Source organism: Cryobacterium sp. TS_SC_7 (assembly GCF_056156285.1).
On sequence record NZ_CM149589.1, the window covers coordinates 1,840,844 to 1,858,585 of the forward strand.

Consider the following 17,742-nt stretch of genomic DNA (forward strand, 5'->3'; position numbering starts at 1 on the left):
GAATCGCGCAGCGGACATCCGGGCGTGAGCAGGCCCTGAAGCGCCCCTGACCGGCGGGAACCCAGCGCGGAGCGGTATTCTCACCGGGTGATAACGACGAACCACAGCATCCGGACTCTCGCTCTGACGGCCGGGAGCCTGGCCACGGCGGCCGGGATCGGCGCCGCCGCCCTGGTCAACTACCGGGGCTTCCAGCGCCGCATCGCCGAGAGCTCGGTGATGCTCAACGAGACCCTCCCCGTGCACTCCCTCTGGTGGCGCACGCGCGCCAAAGACAAGGGCGAGCTGCTCTACGCCGTCATCGGCGACAGCGCCGCGCAGGGCATCGGGGCGAGTTCCCCGCATCGCGGCTATGTCGGAATCCTGACCGACCACATCCGTTTGACCACGGGCCGGTCGGTGCGCGTGGTGAACCTGAGCGTGTCGGGCGCGACCGTCGAGCTCGCCGTGCGCGACCAGCTGCCCAGATTCGTGAAGCTCACCCCCGACGTGGTCACGGTCGCGATCGGCGCCAACGACATCGCCCTCTGGGACGCCGCCGTGTTCGAGGCCGGCATCCGGCAGATCTTCCAGGCGCTGCCCCCGCACGCGCTGGTGGCCGACCTGCCCTGCTTCCACCTGCCCCGCAACGAACGGATGGTCGCCGTCGCCAACCGCATCATCCGCCAGGTGGCCACGGAGCACCGGCTGACCGTGGTGCCGTTGCACGCCACGACGAAGCGGCTCGGGCTCCGCAGCGTCGCCACGCATGTCGCGGGCGACCTGTTCCACCCCAATAACCGCGGCTACCGGGCCTGGGCCGAGGCCTTCCTGCCGGCGCTGAGCTCTCATCTGGGGCGGGGCCTCCACGCAGCCACCCTGACCGTGCCTGGCCGCTCCGCCTCGCCCGCCGCTTCCGCCGCACCTGACGCTTCCGCCGCGCCTGACGCTTCCGCCGCGCCGGCCGACCTTCCCTCCCCCGAGCCGGAATCCGTGGCCTCACCGGCCGGCGCCACCTCCGCGACGGAGGGTGTCAGCGGCCCGAGCTAGGCTCGCAGAATGGCCAGACCCGTTTCCTCCTTCCGCTGCACCGAGTGTGGCTGGACCACCCTGAAGTGGGCAGGTCGCTGCGGCGAATGCCAGCAATGGGGAACCGTGGTCGACACCACCGAGAAGGCGAGCCTGGCCCGTGCCCTCAAGCCGGCCAGCGTCAGCGGCGCCGGCGTGGCCCGCCCGATCACGCACGTCGACACCACGGCCGTCTCGCACTGGCCCACCGGCATCGCCGAGTTCGACCGGGTGCTCGGCGGCGGCATCGTGCCGGGCTCGGTCATCCTGCTCAGCGGTGAGCCCGGCGTCGGCAAGTCGACGCTGCTGCTCGAGGTGGCCTCCAAGGCCGCGGCTGCCAAGTCCCGGGTGCTCTACGTCAGCGCCGAGGAGTCGGTCAGCCAGGTGCGCCTGCGGGCCGAGCGCACCGGCGCGCTGCAGCCCGAGTTGTACATCGCGGCCGAAACCGATCTGGCCACCATTCTCGGCCAGATCGACGCCGTGCAGCCCAACCTGGTCATCGTCGACTCGGTGCAGACGGTGGCCAGCTCGCTCTCCGACGGCCTCGCGGGCATGCCCAGCCAGGTGCGGGAGGTGGCCTCCACGCTGATCCGGGTCGCGAAAGACCGCAACCTGCCCATCCTGCTCGTGGGCCACGTCACCAAAGACGGCTCGATCGCCGGGCCCCGGCTGCTCGAGCACCTCGTCGACGTGGTGTGCCAGTTCGAGGGCGACCGGCAGACGGCCCTGCGCTTCGTGCGCGCGCTGAAGAACCGGTTCGGCTCGACCGATGAGGTGGGCTGCTTCGAGATGACCGGCGACGGCATCGCCGAGGTTCCCGACCCCAGCGCCCTGTTCCTCAGCCGCGGCTCCACCCCCGTGTCCGGCACGTGCGTCACGGTGGCGCTCGAGGGCCGCCGGGCGATGCCGGTCGAAGTGCAGGCGCTCGTGATCAAGACCCAGGCCCCGAACCCCCGCCGCGTCACCAACGGGGTCGACAGTTCCCGAGTGGCCATGCTCCTCGCGGTACTCGAGCGCCGGGCGAGCCTGTCAGGGCTGGGCAGCATGGATGTCTACGTGTCGACGGTGGGCGGCATCCGTCTGACCGAGCCGGCCGCCGACCTCGCCATCGCCCTCGCCATCGCGTCGGCCTTCAAGGACCAACCCATCGCCCAGGGCGCCGTGGCCTTCGGTGAGATCAGCCTTGCCGGGGAGGTGCGGCCGGTGTCGGCGGCGAAGCTGCGCGCGGCCGAGGCCGCACGGCTGGGGTTCACCATCCGGATCGATGCCCAGGCCGGGGCGATCGGCACCGCGGTGGCCGCGGCGATGGCGACCGGTCAGTCCGCACGGGACGCCGAGCTCGACCGGGCGTTCTAGGGTCGGTCTCGACAAGCTCGACCACCGCGGGCTCGACCACCGCGGCGCTCGACCACAAGGGCTGACGGTCAGCGGGCCTCGAGCAGGTCCGGCACCGGGGCCGGCGTCGAGACGACGGCCGCGTGCACGACCCGGTTGCGACCGTCGCGCTTGGCCACGTACAGGCGCACATCCGCCGCCCGCAGCAGGTCGGAGCTCTGCTGTCCGTCGGCCGGAGCGAGGGCCACCCCGATGCTCGCGGTCACCGGCAGCGTGCCCGTGATCGGAGACCAGTCGTGATCCGCGATCGCCCGGCACACCGCTTCGAAGTGCAATTGGGCTTCGCCGGCTTCCAAGCCGGGCAGCGCCAGCAAAAATTCCTCCCCGCCGAGGCGCGCGGCGATACCGTCGGCCACGGATGCCGCGGCGTCGATCAGCAGACGACCGACCTCCCGCAGCACGCTGTCGCCGACCTCGTGCGACAGGGTGTCGTTGATGCGTTTGAAATGGTCCAGGTCGACCATCGCGATGGCCAGGGTCGGCCCGCCCTCGCGCATCCGGAGCAGCGCGACGCCGAGGCGCTCGTCGACGAACCGGCGATTGTGCAGTCCGGTGAGCGGGTCGCGCTCGGCCAGCTCCCGGTAGCGCTCGCTCTCCCGGCGGGCCTCGGCCGTCTGGAATACAGCCTCCAGGATGCGGCCGCGGGACTTGTCCTCGCTGGCGCCGAGCGCCTCGGACTGCTCGTGGAAATCCCTATACGCCTCGAACGCCGCACGAAAATCCCCGTTCGCAGCGTGAATCTCGGCCTGTTCCCTGGCCGCTTCCGTCGACCAGCGGATCAATCCGTGGCGCTGCGACAGGTCCCGGCACCGATCGATCACAGTCTGCGCCTGCTCGAGCTTGCCCTGTGTGCGGTAGATCTCGGCCAGGGTGACCAGGGCCGCCGTCGAGCCGTCGGGGTGGAGGTCGCCCACGGCCGGGTCCATCGCCGGCAGGAGTTTCTGCTCCGCCTCGTCCAGCCGACCTGCCGTGAGATAGACGCGCGCGACGGTGTCGAGGGCGTACATGCCGATCTGGCGGTCCCCCACCTCGGACAGGCAGATCAGCTGTTCCACGGCCGCGAGGGCCTCGGCCTGATTGTGGGCCAGGTACTCGGTGTAGGCGAGATTGTTGAGGATGTTGTAGCGAATCATGGTCTCAGGGTCGTCAATGACGAGACGGAGGGCGTCGGCGTAGCGGCGCCGGGCCTCGTCGAGGGACCCGGCCGAGCCCAGCGCGTCAGCCAGGCACTTGCGAGCGGCCGCGCGCATGAGCGGAACCTCTGAGTCCTCGAGCAGGTCGTTCGCGGCGACGGCGTGTTCCAGGGCCAGGGCCCGGTCGCCCACCAACTCGAAAATCGACCCCAGCACGTCGTGACAACGCGATTGCAGGGCGAGCTCGCCGTGCTGCTCCGCCCAACTCAGGATCTCCTGCACCTCGACAGCGCTCTGACTCGGGTCTCCGCGATCCATGCGCACGGCCGCGACGACAACCCGCAATCGACGTGCGGTGGCACCGTGCTCCCCGTCACCCAGTTCGGCGAGCCAGGCCTCTGCGGATTCGAGGGCCACATTACGGTCGATCCAGAATTGACGTTCGACGCGCGCCAAGCGCACGTCGGTCGGATCTGCCTGAGTCCCCGCCATTGCGACCTGCTCCCTGACAGGCCGAATGCTGACCGTGAAAAGTCCGTCGGATACCGCTCACAGAGCGGGCCGAACACTGTCTAGCGTCAGCCTAGCGCCAGCCTGCCGCCACACCGCGTCGCCGCAGACCCCCAGCATGAGGGGGCAGAATCAGGTGCTGCGGCCGGTTATCGCCCGGCTTCGGTCCCGTCGGGAAGTTCCTCGCCGGGAAGCGGTCCGAGAGCACGCATCAGGTCCGCCGGAGCAGCCTGCATCACGTGCGGGCCGGCAACGTCGAAGAACACCATCTCAAGCACATTCTGGTGCACCGTGAGGAACTCGCGAAGCCACTGGGCATCACCGATCATGAACCGCTGATCGACCTCGTCGGGAATCATGCTGGCGTAGTTCTCGGCAGAGGAGAAGAGCAGCAGCGTGCGCCGGTCGGTACCCTCCCGGCCGAACACGCGCACCTGCTCCGCCTGGCCGTTCACGACCAGTTGGGGCACGATGATCACGTCATTGCGGAGGGCGTAGGCCACGGCCACCACGTCCTGCGCGGCCAGGGCCGCGGCGAGGGCGGGGGAATTCGTCGGTGGAGTCTCGTCAGTCACGGCATCTATTCAATCAGTTGGGTCAACGGGGCCTCGACGAATTCGAGCCGTGGAGACCTGCCGTGAGCGAACGGGCGGGTCTCGACAGGCTCGACCACCGAAACAGGCTCGACCACCGAAACAGGCTCGACCACCGCAACGGATCTCGACCACCGAAACGGGCTCGACCACCGCAACGGGCTCGACGACCGACGGGTCAGGAGAGCAGGAACTGCTTCGGAGTGGCCGCCTCGACGCCGCCGATGGACACGCTCAGGTTGTACGCCGCTCCCCCGGCCGGTGCGGCCTCACGGCTGGCTTCGCCGCAGGTCTCCGGGCTCGACCGGGTGCGGTCCCAGGCGATCGGCGCCCCCGAACTCAGCGGCTTCCCGGGCGTCAGAGTGACGTCCGCGTCGGCCGGATCCTGCTGGCAGTCGGTCGACGTCCAGTAGACGTCCGCGCCGCTCGACACCGTGAAGACCTGCGTCGAAGTGCCGGCATTCAGCACGCAGGGTTCCGTGCCGATATTGGTGACGCTCAGGGAGAGCAGGGGCTCCGCTCCCGGCTCGTACGTGACCGCGTCGGTGATGGCCTCGACCTGCACGGATGCCGGGTCGCACGCGGCCGGGCCGGCCGCCGGGTCAGGGGCGGCGGCATCCGTCGCCGTTGACGGAGCCGTGGCCGATGAGGTCGGCGTGCTGCCCGGCCCGCCGTTGCCGGCGGCCGGGCGCACGATGAACGAGACGACCAGGATGAGGAGGGCAAGCACGAGGAGCAGGCCCAGGCCCACCACAAGACGACGGCGCCAGTACACCGTGCTGGACTGGGGGCCGACTGGATGTTTGATCGTCGACATGACCCAAGGCTAGCGAGGTATACCGGCGCCGCCGGCACTACTGTGCGTGTCGGTTTACGATTCCCCGAATCCCACGCGGCGACGCCGCGCCAGCAGCAATCCGCCGAGCAGCAGCATCAGAGTGCCGCCCGCGACGAGAGGCGCGAGCTCGACTCCGGTTCGCGCCAGGCCGCCGCCCATGCTCGAACCTGAGGCGGCGCTGGCGGACGTGCCGGGCGTCGTCGTGGTCGGCGGCGTGGTCGGCGTGATCGCCGCGGCGAGCACCTCGATCTCGGTCCAGCCGATCACGCCTCCGGCGGCATCCTGCACGACGAGGCGGGACATACCCGCCGTGGCGTCGGCCGGAACCACGGTGGTCACCTGGCCCTGAGCGTTGGCGCGAAGCCAGCCGCCCAGGCTCGTGCCGTCGAGCGAGACCCAGACGTACTGTCCGGCGAACTTCTCACCCACGGTGACCGTGATCGGGTCGCCGGCGTTGTAGACGGCCTTGTCGGTCGTGACGACGTTTTCCAGATCGGCGTCGACGTCGCCCACGCTGGCCGGGGCATCCGTCGGCGCGATCGGAGCGTTGACGTCGATGGCAACCCGCACAATGGTGCCGGATTCCTTCGCCGTCAGCTCGAGCACGCTGTCGGCCGGTGCGTCGAGCGGCACCGTGAAGGTGACGACCGACGAACCGTTGGCATCAACGGATGCCGTGCCCAGCACCGCCGTGCTGCCCGGCCAGAGCAGGGTCAGCTCGGTGTTCTTCGGGGCCCCGAGCGAGGTCAGGTTAAGGCTGGACACCGTGAGGGTGACCGAGTCTCCGGGGTTGACGGCCGTGGCCGGCACTCCCGTGACACTGGCCTGGCGGGCCGCGAACGACGGCGTGACCGGGCTGTTGGCCGTGAGGTAGGAGATCCAGGCGTCCCGGTCGACGAGACCGGAGTCGCGCGTGCCCGTTCCGTTCTTGAACTCCCGGAAGTTGTCGCCGCCGGTGAGCAGGAAGTTGAACGAACCGATTCGGTAGGAGCGCGCCGGGTCGATGGCCGAACCATCGATCCAGATGCCCGTCACGCGGTCACCCTCGGCCCGGCTCGCGTCGAACGTGTAGTTCACGTTGTCGGAGAGACCCAGCTGCAGGAACGGACGGGACGGCACGGTGCCGTCGGCGTTGCGCTGCCACTGCTGTTCCAGAACGGTCTTGAACTGCGCGCCGGTGAGGCTCGTGGTCCAGAGGTTGTTCAGGAACGGCAGCACCGCGTTGGCCTCGGCGTAGGTGACCACGCCGTCAGGTGAGTAGACCAGCTCGGCGCGCATGCCGCCCGGGTTGACCACGCCGATTTCGGCGCCGCCCTTGAGCGGGTCGGAGAGCGATTCGCGCAGCGAGTTGGCCACCAGGGTGCCCATCGCCGACGGTGCGGCCCGGTTCTCGACGCACGGTGCGACGCCGCCGAGGCAGGCACGCGTCACGTCAGCCGTGACCTTGCCGATCGACTGGTTGCCGATGACGGCGGCCTCGGCGAGTGCGGCCGTGACGATGCCGTTGACTGCGGAAACGCGCTTGTAGGTTGCGATCAATTTGGCGTCCAGTGCGGCATCGGCCGCCTTCTGGGCCGCTGCGACCTCTGTGGACGTTCCGGTCACCGAGTGGGTTGCGGTGAGCCGTTTGACATTTTTATTGACCACGGTGGTGGTGGCCCCGGTGGCACGGTCGTAGTTGAGCACGACCTGGCCGATGAATTCGCCGTAGCTGCCGGTCTGGAGCACCGGGCGGGTGACGCCGGCCGCGGCGCCGGGAACCTGAGCGTCCCAGGCGTACAGCTTGTGCGTGTGGCCGGTGAAAATGGCGTCGACCTTCGCTGAGGTCTGCGTCACGATCTTGGCGAAGGCACTGTCGGTGAGGGCGAGCTCCTGCTCGAGCGTGGCCTTCTCAACCGTTCCCGCGCCGGCACCCTCGTGATATTCGGCGATCAACACGTCGGCTTCGCCGTTTTCCACGATTCCGTCGGACAGCTGGGCCGCGACCCGGTTGACCGCGGCGACCGGGTCACCGAAGGTGAGGCTGGCGATCCCGTTCGGGGACACCAGACTCGGGGTCTCCTGCGTGACGGCGCCGATGACGCCGACCGTGACACCGTCGACCTCGAAGAGGGCGTATTCCTTCATCGCCGGGGTCGTCGTGCCGAGCTTGTAGACGTTGGCTCCGAGGTACTCGAAGTTGGCCCTGTCAGCGACGCGCCCGTTCAGGTCCGCGAACCCCTGGTCGAACTCGTGGTTGCCCACGGCCGAGGTCTTGAGATCCAGGGCGTTCAGCACGTCAATGGTCGGCCTGTCCTGCTGCGACGCCGAGGCGAACAGAGAGGCGCCGATGTTGTCACCGTCGGAGAGGAACAGCGTTGCCGCGTCACCATACTCCGCGCGGAGCTGCTCGATCGTGCCGGCGAACTTCACCGTGTTGGCATCGATGCGACCGTGGAAGTCGTTGATGTTCAGCAGGTTGATGTCGACGCTGCTGGACAGCTTCAATCCGACGATGGCCGGGTCGTGGTCGGAGGAGCGGAAGGCGTCGGCCGCGTAGAAGTCGGTGACGTTGTTGTTGTACCGGCTGTACTCGAGGGCGACGGACTCGACCGAGTTGATGTTCCAGACGTCCACATCGGTGACCGCGGCGTTGGCCTCGGGCGATGCGAACACGTGGTCGAGTGAGCCGACCGTGCCGCCGAAGGCGTAGGTGTATTCGCCGCTCTTGGCTTCCTGGCTGAGGTAACCCGCGTCGGTGATGACCTTGATCGGGTCTTCCTGGTCGTAGGCGTTGAAGTCGCCGGTGAGCAGCACGCGGGCGATGCCGGTGCTCTTCTTGATGGTGGCGGCGAACCCGACGAGGGCGGTGGCCTGCTCCACACGGGACAGGTTCGAGGCTCCCTGGCCGTCGCCCTGATCGGCGTTGACGCCGCTTCCGGACCCCTTGGACTTGAAGTGGTTGGCGATGGCGACGAAGCTGCTTCCGGTGTCTCCGACCAGCTGGAAGGCCTGGGCGAGCGGCTGGCGAGCGTTGGCGAACGCGACGTTGTCGAAGATGACGGAGTCGCCCACGGTTTCAACGGCGGCCGTCTTGTAGATGAAGCCGGATCGGATGACGTCTTCGGTGGCGGGGAGGGCGGCCGGCGAGGGCACGTGCGCCCAGACGTTGCTGCCTGCCTGTGCGTTCAGCGCGGTGACAAGAGCCTTGAGGGCGAAATCGCGGTCCTTGCCGAAACGGGCGGAGTTCTCGACCTCGAGGAGCGAGACGACCTGGGCGTCGAGGCCATTGATCGCCGAGACGATCTTGGCCTGCTGGCGCTCGAAGCTGACCTGGGTGGCCGCGCCGCGGGCGTCGCAGCCGCTGTTGACCGTGATCGGGGTTCCGGCCCGGTCGGAGTAGTAGGTGCAGCCCTGAATGGAGTCGCCGGTGGTGGCGAAGTAGTTCAGCACGTTGAACGTGGCCAGACGGATGTCGCCGCCGACTGCGCGGGGAGCCGCGGTGCGGGTGTTGCTGAAGGTCGCCGGCTGAACCGTGGCCGCGTTGGCGGGGACCAGCTCGGTGGTCGGCTGGAACTTCCACGTCTTGTTGCGGTAATCGAAGATGACCGGCTTGGTGAAGGTGGTCGCCGCACCGATGCGCAGGGGGTTGGCTGTCGTGAGGTACGGGACCGGAAGACCCTTGTTCGTCGCGTTGCTGAGGTAATTCGTGCTGGCGCCGTCATCGAGGGTGACCGCACGCGCCGCGTTGTCGGCGACGGCCGCGGTGTAGGCGGCCGTTCCGGGACGTGCCGTGACGGTCGGACCCACGAGAGGGGTCTTTCCCGCGGCCAGGCCGATCTCGCCATACTGGTTGGTCGTGTAGTTGCTGGTGACCGTGAAGTCGCCCTGCGGGGAGACGAGCATGCCCTCGAGCGATTCGCGGGCGGCATCCGTTGCCGGCAGCCCGACGGTCGCGGGCAGCGGCGCCACGATTCCGGCCTTGTCCAGTGCGGTCACGTCGTTGAGCGATGACACCGTGAGCTGGGTCAGGTTTGCGAAATCGCTCGCGGTGCCGGTGACGGAGACGTAGTCGCCGATCGCAACCGGCGCGGTGAGGGTGTTCGTGTAGACGAAGATCCCGTCGGAAGCGGTGTGCGTGGTCAGGTCGACCGTGCCGCCCGTGCCGGCGGTCTGCAGGTAGAAGCCCTTGAACCCACCCGTGGGGTAGGAGGCGGTGACGACGCCGGTCGTGGTGACGATCTGGCCGGCCTTCGGGCTGACATCCGTCGTGCCCTGGATCTCCTTGATCGGGATGGCGTTGGCCGGGGTGACCGGGGTGACCGGGGTGACCGGAGGCTGTGCGGGCGGCGGAGTGACCACCGGGGCGGCGGTCTCTCCGGCCCTGTTGGTCGGGGTGGGAGCCGCGGGGATGAAGTCGCTGAGGTTCGTGTCGGCGTCGGCGCCGGCCGTGCGACCGAGAGCCGTGGTGACGGATGCCGCGGAGGCGACCGCGGTCTCGAAGGTCAGTGAGGTGCCGTAGCCGAGCAGGTCGATGACGCCGGGGGCACCAGCCTGATTCCCCTGGGGCAAGGTCATCTTGGTGGTCGTGTTCGCGAGGAAGAGCGTGCCGCCTCCGCCGCCGAAGGAGTCACTGACTGTGGCGTCCGGAGTGGGAAGAGCCGCGCCGTTGGCCCCGTTGGAGGAACCCTGCACAAGATAGTGGCCCTTGGCGGGGATCGTTCCAGTGAGGGCAACTGCGGTGGTGGCCGCTTCCAGGGCGGTACCCAAGGGCTTGCGGTACTGCAGCGACATCCCGTCGAGGGTGATCGCGGCATCCGTGGGGTTGTAGAGCTCCACGAACTTGTTCAGATAGATGGCTCCGACGCTGCCGCCGTTGAGATAGGCCTCATTGATGACGACGCCGGTTCCCCCGGTGTTGGCGGAGGCAGGCAGTGCGACGAGCGGTGAGACGACCAGGCCCAACCCCAGAAGGGTGGCACAGGTCAGCTTCAGATGGCTGCGTGGTGCGGACGACATTGTTCCCCTAGCTACTCAACGAACGACATTGTTCGTAAGACTAGGGAAAGCGGGGTTTGTTTGAGCGTCGTGCAAGGTAACGATTCGTGAATTCGAACATTTCGCTCGCATGAGCGGCAACGCTCGGGTCAGACGAGCCGCTTGACCATCCTTGTGTTGCCCAGGGTGTTCGGCTTGACGCGGGCCAGATCGAGGAATTCCGCCACGCCCTCGTCGTGCGAACGCACGAGTTCGGCGTACACGAGCGGGTCGACGGTTTCGGAGCCCATGTCGGTGAACCCGTGCCGCGCGAAGAACGGCACCTCGAAGGTCAGGCAGAAGAGGCGGCTCAGGCCGAGCTCGCGGGCATCCGCTTCGAGCCGGTCCATCAGCGCGTGGCCCACGCCGCGGCCGAGCCACTCAGCGGTCACGGCGAGGGTGCGCACCTCGCCCAGGTCCTCCCACATCACGTGCAGGGCGCCGCAGCCGATCAGGGCTCCGTCGGCATCCTCGATCACGCGGAATTCCTGCACGGCCTCGTAGAAGACGACGCTTTCCTTGCCGAGCAGAATCCTCTCCTGCACGAGCGGCGCCACGAGAGCCTGAATCTTGGGTACGTCGGTGGTGCGAGCCCGGCGCACCGAATACTCCTGCATTGTGTCGCTACCGGCCCTCTCCTGGCGCTCGTGCTTCAGTTACCCAAACCCCCAGTCTAGGCAGCGAGCCAATTCGACGGAGATTTTGCCGTTTTTGCCTGTTTTGGGACCGAAACGGGGTTGTAGGAGCAAAATCTCCGTCGAATTCGTTGGGCAGCTCTGGCCGGACGAGAACGAGACAGGGCCCGGCGGATGTCTCCGCCGGGCCCTGTCTGTCGGGTTACCGCTACTCGCTGGTCACGGCGAGGTCGGGCGAGCCCGGCCCCGTTCCGATCGCTGCCGTGGTGTTGACGCCCACGGCGACGGTGGAGGCGCGCACTGTCGTGGTGAAGATGTACTCCCCGGCCACGAAGTCCACGTGCACGTGGTCGCCGGCGTTGAGCTCGCCCTGCAGGATCTTCTCCGAGAGGCGGTCCTCCACCTCGCGCTGGATCGCGCGACGCAGCGGGCGGGCACCGAGTGCGGGGTCGAAGCCGACCTCGATCAGGTGCTCTTTCACGGCGAGGGTCAGGTCCACGGTCATGTCGCGGTCGAGCAGGCGCTCGCCCAGGCGCTTGATGAACAGGTCCACGATCTGCAGCAGTTCCGGCTTGGTCAGCTGCGGGAAGACGATGACCTCGTCCACGCGGTTGAGGAACTCGGGCTTGAAGTGCTTCTTCAGTTCCTCCTTCACCTTGCCACTCATCCGGTCGTAGCTGGTGGACGTGTCGCCCTCGAGCTGGAAACCGACGGGCGCGCCGCTGATGTCCTTGGTGCCGAGGTTCGTGGTCATGATGATCACGGTGTTCTTGAAGTCGACCACGCGACCCTGGCCATCCGTCAACCGGCCCTCTTCCAGAATCTGGAGGAGCGAGTTGAAGATGTCGGGGTGGGCCTTCTCGATCTCGTCGAACAGCACCACGGAGAACGGCTTGCGGCGCACCTTCTCGGTGAGCTGGCCGCCCTCTTCGAAGCCGACGAACCCGGGAGGGGCACCGAACAGACGCGACACGGTGTGCTTCTCGCCGTACTCGCTCATGTCGAGCGAGATCATGGCGGCCTCGTCGTCGAACAGGAACTCGGCGAGCGCCTTGGCCAGCTCGGTCTTTCCGACGCCGGTGGGGCCGGCGAAGATGAACGAACCGCTCGGACGCTTCGGGTCCTTCAGGCCGGCACGGGTGCGACGGATGGTCTTGGCGAGCGCCGAGATTGCCTCTTCCTGACCGATGACGCGCTGGTGCAGGGCCTTCTCCATGAAGACGAGCCGCGAGGACTCCTCCTCGGTGAGCTTGAAGACGGGGATGCCGGTGGCCTGGGCCAGAACCTCGGCGATCAGTCCCTCGTCGACGACGGCGGTCGTCTTGACGTCGCCCGACTTCCACTTCTTCTCCAGGCGCAGACGCTCGCCGAGGAGGTTCTTCTCCTCGTCGCGCAGGCCGGCGGCCTTCTCGAAGTCCTGCTCCTCGATGGCGGTCTCCTTGGCGGCGCGCACCACGGCGATCTTCTCGTCGAATTCGCGCAGTTCGGGCGGGCTCGACAGGATCGACAGGCGCAGGCGGGCGCCGGCCTCGTCGATCAGGTCGATGGCCTTGTCCGGCAGGAACCGGTCGGAGACGTAACGGTCGGCGAGGTTCGCCGCGGCCACGAGGGCACCGTCGGTGATGGACACCTTGTGGTGCGCCTCGTAGCGGTCGCGCAGGCCCTTGAGGATGTTGATCGTGTGGGGCAGCGACGGCTCGGCCACCTGGATCGGCTGGAAGCGGCGCTCGAGCGCGGCATCCTTCTCGAAGTGCTTGCGGTACTCGTCGATCGTGGTGGCACCGATCGTCTGCAGCTCGCCCCGGGCGAGGAGAGGCTTCAGGATGCTGGCCGCGTCGATGGCACCCTCGGCGGCACCGGCACCGACGAGGGTGTGGATCTCGTCGATGAAGATGATGATGTCGCCGCGGGTGCGGATCTCCTTGGTGACCTTCTTCAGGCGCTCCTCGAAGTCACCGCGGTAGCGGCTTCCGGCGATGAGCGAGCCGAGGTCGAGCGAGTAGAGCTGCTTGTCTTTGAGCGTCTCGGGCACATCGCCCTTGACGATGGCCTGGGCGAGGCCCTCGACCACAGCGGTCTTGCCGACGCCGGGCTCACCGATCAGAACAGGGTTGTTCTTGGATCGGCGGGACAGGATCTGCATGACCCGCTCGATCTCTTTCTCGCGGCCGATGACCGGGTCGAGCTTGTTGTCGCGCGCGGCCTGGGTGAGGTTGCGTCCGAACTGGTCGAGAATCTGGCTGCCCGCCGGACCGCTCGCCTGCTCATTCGCACCAACCTGCACCTGCTCCTTGCCCTGGTATCCAGAGAGGAGCTGGATGACCTGCTGGCGCACCCGGTTGAGGTCGGCGCCGAGCTTGACGAGCACCTGGGCGGCAACGCCTTCACCCTCGCGGATGAGGCCGAGCAGGATGTGCTCGGTGCCGATGTAGTTGTGGCCGAGCTGCAGCGCTTCGCGCAGGCTCAGTTCGAGAACCTTCTTGGCGCGCGGCGTGAACGGGATGTGACCCGTCGGCTGCTGCTGGCCCTGGCCGATGATGTCCTGCACCTGCTCGCGCACGGCGTCGAGGGAAATACCCAGGCTCTCGAGGGCCTTGGCGGCAACTCCCTCGCCTTCGTGGATCAGGCCGAGCAGGATGTGCTCAGTACCGATGTAGTTGTGGTTGAGCATTTTGGCCTCTTCCTGGGCCAAAACGACGACGCGACGAGCTCGGTCGGTAAATCTCTCAAACATGTGATCGCTCCCTTGGCGCCAGGGCAGTTGTGGCGCCGATACATCGAGAGTAACGAGCGAACCCTGAAATGCATGCCTCTGTTCGCCGCAGGCGTGACGGATGTCGACAGCGACCGGTCACGGACAGCGTGCGCCGGGGCGCCCGCGCGCCTTGCGCATCGCCTGTCGAGCGCAATAATGACTCCGTACGGTGGCCGGGGGCGCCGGGGGGACCGTGTCCATCGCAGGCAGGCGAGAGGCGGAGTCCATGGCCGAGTCCGACAACCCCGAGCAGAACGATCCCGCGCAGAATTCCCTCGAACAGACGGAGCTCGTGCGGCTGTCGCGTGAGAATGCGATTCTCCGGGAGCGGCTCGACGCGGTGGAGGCAGCCTCTGCGGCGAGCGCCGAGACCGTCCCGCTTGCCGGGCTCGCCGCCCCGGCCGCGCCCCCACCCTCCCGTCAGCGCTGGCGGTCGTTCCTGGCCGTGGTGCTGATCGCCTTCGGCGTGCTGCTCGCGCCCGTCGCCGTGGTGTCCCAGTGGACCAAGACGGTCGTCACCGACACCGACACGTTCGTCGCGACCGTCGCGCCCCTGGCGGAGGACCCGGCGTTCCAGACGTTCCTCGTCACCGAGATCGTCGGCGTGGTCGAGGAACAGGTCGACATCGAGGCTCTGGCGACGGACCTCTTCGACGGTCTGGCCAGCCTTGATCTGCCTCCGCGGGCGCAGGACGCGCTCATCCTCCTCGAGGCGCCGGCGGTGGAGGGGGTGCGCTCGCTCGTCCGCACGGCAGCCGAGCGGGTGGTGACTTCGGATGCCTTCGCGAACGTTTGGGAAGAGGCGCTGCGTCTCAGCCAGACGCAGATCATCGCCGCTCTGGAGGGTGACACCTCGTCGGCGCTCGTCATCAGTGACACCGGCGAGGTCGGCATCCAGCTCGGCCCGATCATCGCGGAGGTGAAGCAGCAGCTCCTGGCCCAGGGCTTCGGCCTGGCCGCGAACATCCCGGAGATCGACCGCACGATCCCGATCGCCCAGTCGGACGCCCTCGTGCAGGCCCGCACGGCCTACCAGCTCCTCAACGTGGCCGGCACCTGGTTGCCGTGGGTGAGCTTGATCCTCGTCGCGGCGGGTGTGCTCGTGGCCCGGCGGAGATCTCTCGCGCTGATCTGGGCGGGCGTCACGCTCGGCCTCTCGATGGCCCTCCTGGCCGCGGGGGTCTCGGTGGGCCGGTTCTTCGTCGTCAACGCGCTGTCACCGGAGTACCTGCCGAGCGACCTGGCCGGCACGGTCTACGACTCACTCGTGCCGCTGGTCTACGCCTCCGCCCTGTCGGTGGGGCTCGCCGCCGTGACCGTCGCCATCGTGGCCTATCTGGCCGGGTCGTTCCGCGGCGCCATCGCGGTGCGGCGCCTGATTACCGACGGCGCACGACACCTGCGGGCCAGCGCCGCCGGCAGCGGAGTGACCACCGGGCGAACCGGCAGCTGGCTCTACCGGGCCCGCCGCTTCATCCGGGCCGCCGTCGGCATCGGGGCGGCCGCCGTCGCCCTCTTCTGGCGCCCGCTCACCCCGGCCGTCATCATCTGGACCGCTGTGCTCGCCCTCATCGTGGTGCTGCTGCTCGAACTGCTGCAGCGCCCGCCCGCGGAGATGCTGACCGCGACCACGGCCCAGGCCGAGCCGGGAGGGCCGGGCGCGGGCGAGAGCACGACCGCCGATCTCACCGAGACGGCCGAGCTTCCGCCGCAGTCGCAGGGTGCGACCGTCCCGGTCAGCCGCGACGACGCCGACTGAGCGTCCCTCGTTAGACTTTTCGGCGTGAGCAATCTGGAGCGGGAACCGGCCGAGGTCATCGCTGAATGCGCCGCCGAAACGGATGCCCGCGCTCCCCTCATCCGTTATCTGCCCCGCGACGTTCCCCTCGGCGGTCCGCGCGCGATGAACGTGCGGCGCACCCTCCCCCAACGTGGCCGTTCCACCATCGGCGCCTGGTGCTTCATCGACCACTACGGACCCGACGCGGTCACCGCCATGCTCGTGCCGCCGCACCCGCACACCGGGCTGCAGACCGTGAGCTGGCTGCTCGAGGGCGAGATCGAGCACCGGGACAGCACGGGCGCCCACGCGCCGGTGCGCCCGGGCGAGCTGAATCTGATGACGGCCGGGCAGGGTGTCAGCCACTCCGAGGTGTCCACGGCGGGCTCCCGCTCCCTGCACGGCGTGCAGCTCTGGATCGCCCTGCCCGACCGGCACCGGCACCAGGCGCCGCACTTCGAGAGCCACCGCATCCCGCCGGTCGTCCTGGACGGGGTCGGCCTGCGCGTGTTCGCGGGCGAGCTGGCGGGCATCCGCTCCCCCGCAGCGGTCTACAGCCCCCTCGTCGGCGCGGAGCTCACCCTGCCGGCCGGCGTCGCCGTCGATCTGCCGGTCGACACCTCGTTCGAGCACGGCGTGCTGGTGGACGCAGGCACGGTCGCTGTCGAGGGCAGCACGCTCGCGCGCTGGGAACTCGGCTATGTGGAGCCGGGGCGCGGCATCATCCGCCTGGCGAACGAGACCATGCAGCCGGCCCGGGTGATCCTGCTCGGCGGGCAACCGCTCGGCGAGCAGCTGGTGATGTGGTGGAACTTCGTCGGCCGCAGCCATGACGAGATCACCCGATGGCGGGACGAGTGGCAGTCCGCGGTGATCGAGGGCACGGATGCCGCGGGCCGCTTCGGCACGGTCGCCGGCTTTGAGGGTCCCCCGCTCCCCGCGCCCCAGCTGCCGACCGTGCGTCTGAAGCCCCGCAACTGACCCGGGTCCGCCGGATCCAGCGGGCGCCCGTGAACTCGCCGCGATGTTCGAGGCTGCCAGCCGGTATGTTCCGACGATTTCGGAGCGTCCGCGCCTCGCTAGGCGATGGCTCGAATGGTCCACGAGGCGCTTGTGGACTCTCCCGCCTCCAGGACCTTGAGGTCCGTCCCGGAGTTGAAGGCGTCCGGCGGACAGGTCATCGGTTCGACGGCTAGTCCAATCCTGTCAGTCGAAGGTTCGGGTTGGTCAGCCGTGTGCACCTGTACCCACGGGCATTCGCCACCCCAACTCAGTTCGACTCCACTGCCCGCGGTCGTCGTCACTCGCACTGTCGCTTCGCCTGCCTCGTCCCTGTCCAGGCCCGTGAAGGCATGGTCGATGAAGGTGTCATCGATTGTTCGTGGCGCACGAAAATCAAAGGCGGCAAGATCTTCAGCGTTGACGTCACCCAGGCGAAGGGGAATAAGTCGGTCAGGAGTCACGGTCAGCATGAGCCTGGCTGGGAGTTCAAGCCTCCAGTCGTTGACGCGGCCCTCACCGGCGACAAGATAGGGGTGTGGAGCGACACCGAAAGGGGCGGCGTCGGGACCGGCGTTCACTGCCGTCACGATTGTGCGAAGGCCCCCGTCGTCGAGGGTGAAATCCACCTCCAGCGTGATCCGGTGGGGATATCCAGGTTGCGGCTCGACGGTTGCCTGCAGAACGAGCCGATCGGCCGCCTGCCTGACCGCAACGAAATTCAGCCACGACGCGAGGCCGTGGAGCGCGTGGACTCGTGACGGCTCGGTGATGTTCAGCTGTCGCTCGACGCCAGCGAATGTGTACCTTCCATCAACGACTCGGTTCGGCCAGGGCGCCAGAATGGCGCCGCGGAAGAAGGGCCGCACCTGGTCGGCATCGAACGGCACGATGAGGTTACGTCCGTAATGCTGGAGCGATCGAACGCTCGCGCCGATACTCGCGATCGATGCGGAGTAGCCGGAAGCCTCGAGAACGAATTGAGTTCCCGACAGTGGAGTGAGAGACATGTGAACACCGTTCAGTGGAGATACCTGGGAT

The 17,742-nt window shown here is 68.1% G+C and carries 11 protein-coding genes; 4 read left to right on the forward strand and 7 right to left on the reverse strand.

Features of this window, described 5'->3' with window-relative positions; genetic code table 11:
• Positions 1 to 87 precede the first annotated feature (87 nt).
• On the forward strand, positions 88 to 1,029 hold the full coding sequence (locus AC0J5J_RS08545; RefSeq protein ID WP_474897520.1) for an SGNH/GDSL hydrolase family protein: 942 nt from the start codon (positions 88 to 90) through the stop codon (positions 1,027 to 1,029).
• Between the two features lie 9 nt (positions 1,030 to 1,038).
• The gene (gene radA, locus AC0J5J_RS08550; RefSeq protein ID WP_474897522.1) at positions 1,039 to 2,403 is read left to right on the forward strand and encodes a DNA repair protein RadA; all 1,365 of its coding nucleotides are present in this window, start codon (positions 1,039 to 1,041) and stop codon (positions 2,401 to 2,403) included.
• 68 nt (positions 2,404 to 2,471) lie between these two features.
• Here radA and AC0J5J_RS08555 read toward each other — a convergent pair whose 3' ends face one another.
• The 6 genes from AC0J5J_RS08555 to AC0J5J_RS08580 all read right to left on the reverse strand — a co-directional run bounded on the left by AC0J5J_RS08555 (position 2,472) and on the right by AC0J5J_RS08580 (position 13,901).
• Positions 2,472 to 4,067, reverse strand: a complete 1,596-nt coding sequence (locus tag AC0J5J_RS08555) for a diguanylate cyclase (RefSeq protein ID WP_474897524.1) — start codon at positions 4,065 to 4,067, stop codon at positions 2,472 to 2,474.
• Between the two features lie 167 nt (positions 4,068 to 4,234).
• The gene (locus AC0J5J_RS08560) at positions 4,235 to 4,660 is read right to left on the reverse strand and encodes an SseB family protein (RefSeq protein WP_474897526.1); all 426 of its coding nucleotides are present in this window, start codon (positions 4,658 to 4,660) and stop codon (positions 4,235 to 4,237) included.
• A 196-nt stretch (positions 4,661 to 4,856) separates the two neighbouring features.
• Positions 4,857 to 5,495 carry a hypothetical protein gene (locus tag AC0J5J_RS08565; RefSeq protein ID WP_474897528.1) on the reverse strand — a complete coding sequence of 213 codons (639 nt, stop codon included), beginning with the start codon at positions 5,493 to 5,495 and terminating at the stop codon, positions 4,857 to 4,859.
• A gap of 54 nt (positions 5,496 to 5,549) precedes the next feature.
• A complete protein-coding gene (locus tag AC0J5J_RS08570; protein WP_474897530.1) occupies positions 5,550 to 10,514 on the reverse strand; it encodes an ExeM/NucH family extracellular endonuclease in 4,965 nt (1,654 codons plus the stop codon).
• Between the two features lie 128 nt (positions 10,515 to 10,642).
• The gene (locus tag AC0J5J_RS08575) at positions 10,643 to 11,149 is read right to left on the reverse strand and encodes an amino-acid N-acetyltransferase (RefSeq protein WP_134425198.1); all 507 of its coding nucleotides are present in this window, start codon (positions 11,147 to 11,149) and stop codon (positions 10,643 to 10,645) included.
• Between the two features lie 226 nt (positions 11,150 to 11,375).
• Positions 11,376 to 13,901 carry an ATP-dependent Clp protease ATP-binding subunit gene (locus tag AC0J5J_RS08580; protein ID WP_474897532.1) on the reverse strand — a complete coding sequence of 842 codons (2,526 nt, stop codon included), beginning with the start codon at positions 13,899 to 13,901 and terminating at the stop codon, positions 11,376 to 11,378.
• Between the two features lie 247 nt (positions 13,902 to 14,148).
• Here AC0J5J_RS08580 and AC0J5J_RS08585 point away from each other — a divergent pair, with 247 nt between their 5' ends.
• Complete coding sequence (locus AC0J5J_RS08585) at positions 14,149 to 15,681, forward strand: hypothetical protein (RefSeq protein ID WP_474897534.1); 1,533 nt, start codon at positions 14,149 to 14,151, stop codon at positions 15,679 to 15,681.
• Positions 15,682 to 15,705: 24 nt separating this feature from the next.
• Complete coding sequence (locus tag AC0J5J_RS08590; protein ID WP_474897536.1) at positions 15,706 to 16,683, forward strand: pirin family protein; 978 nt, start codon at positions 15,706 to 15,708, stop codon at positions 16,681 to 16,683.
• A 98-nt stretch (positions 16,684 to 16,781) separates the two neighbouring features.
• On the opposite strand, the gene AC0J5J_RS08595 is transcribed toward AC0J5J_RS08590, so the two are convergent.
• Positions 16,782 to 17,711, reverse strand: a complete 930-nt coding sequence (locus AC0J5J_RS08595) for an aldose 1-epimerase family protein (RefSeq protein ID WP_474897538.1) — start codon at positions 17,709 to 17,711, stop codon at positions 16,782 to 16,784.
• Positions 17,712 to 17,742: the final 31 nt, after the last annotated feature.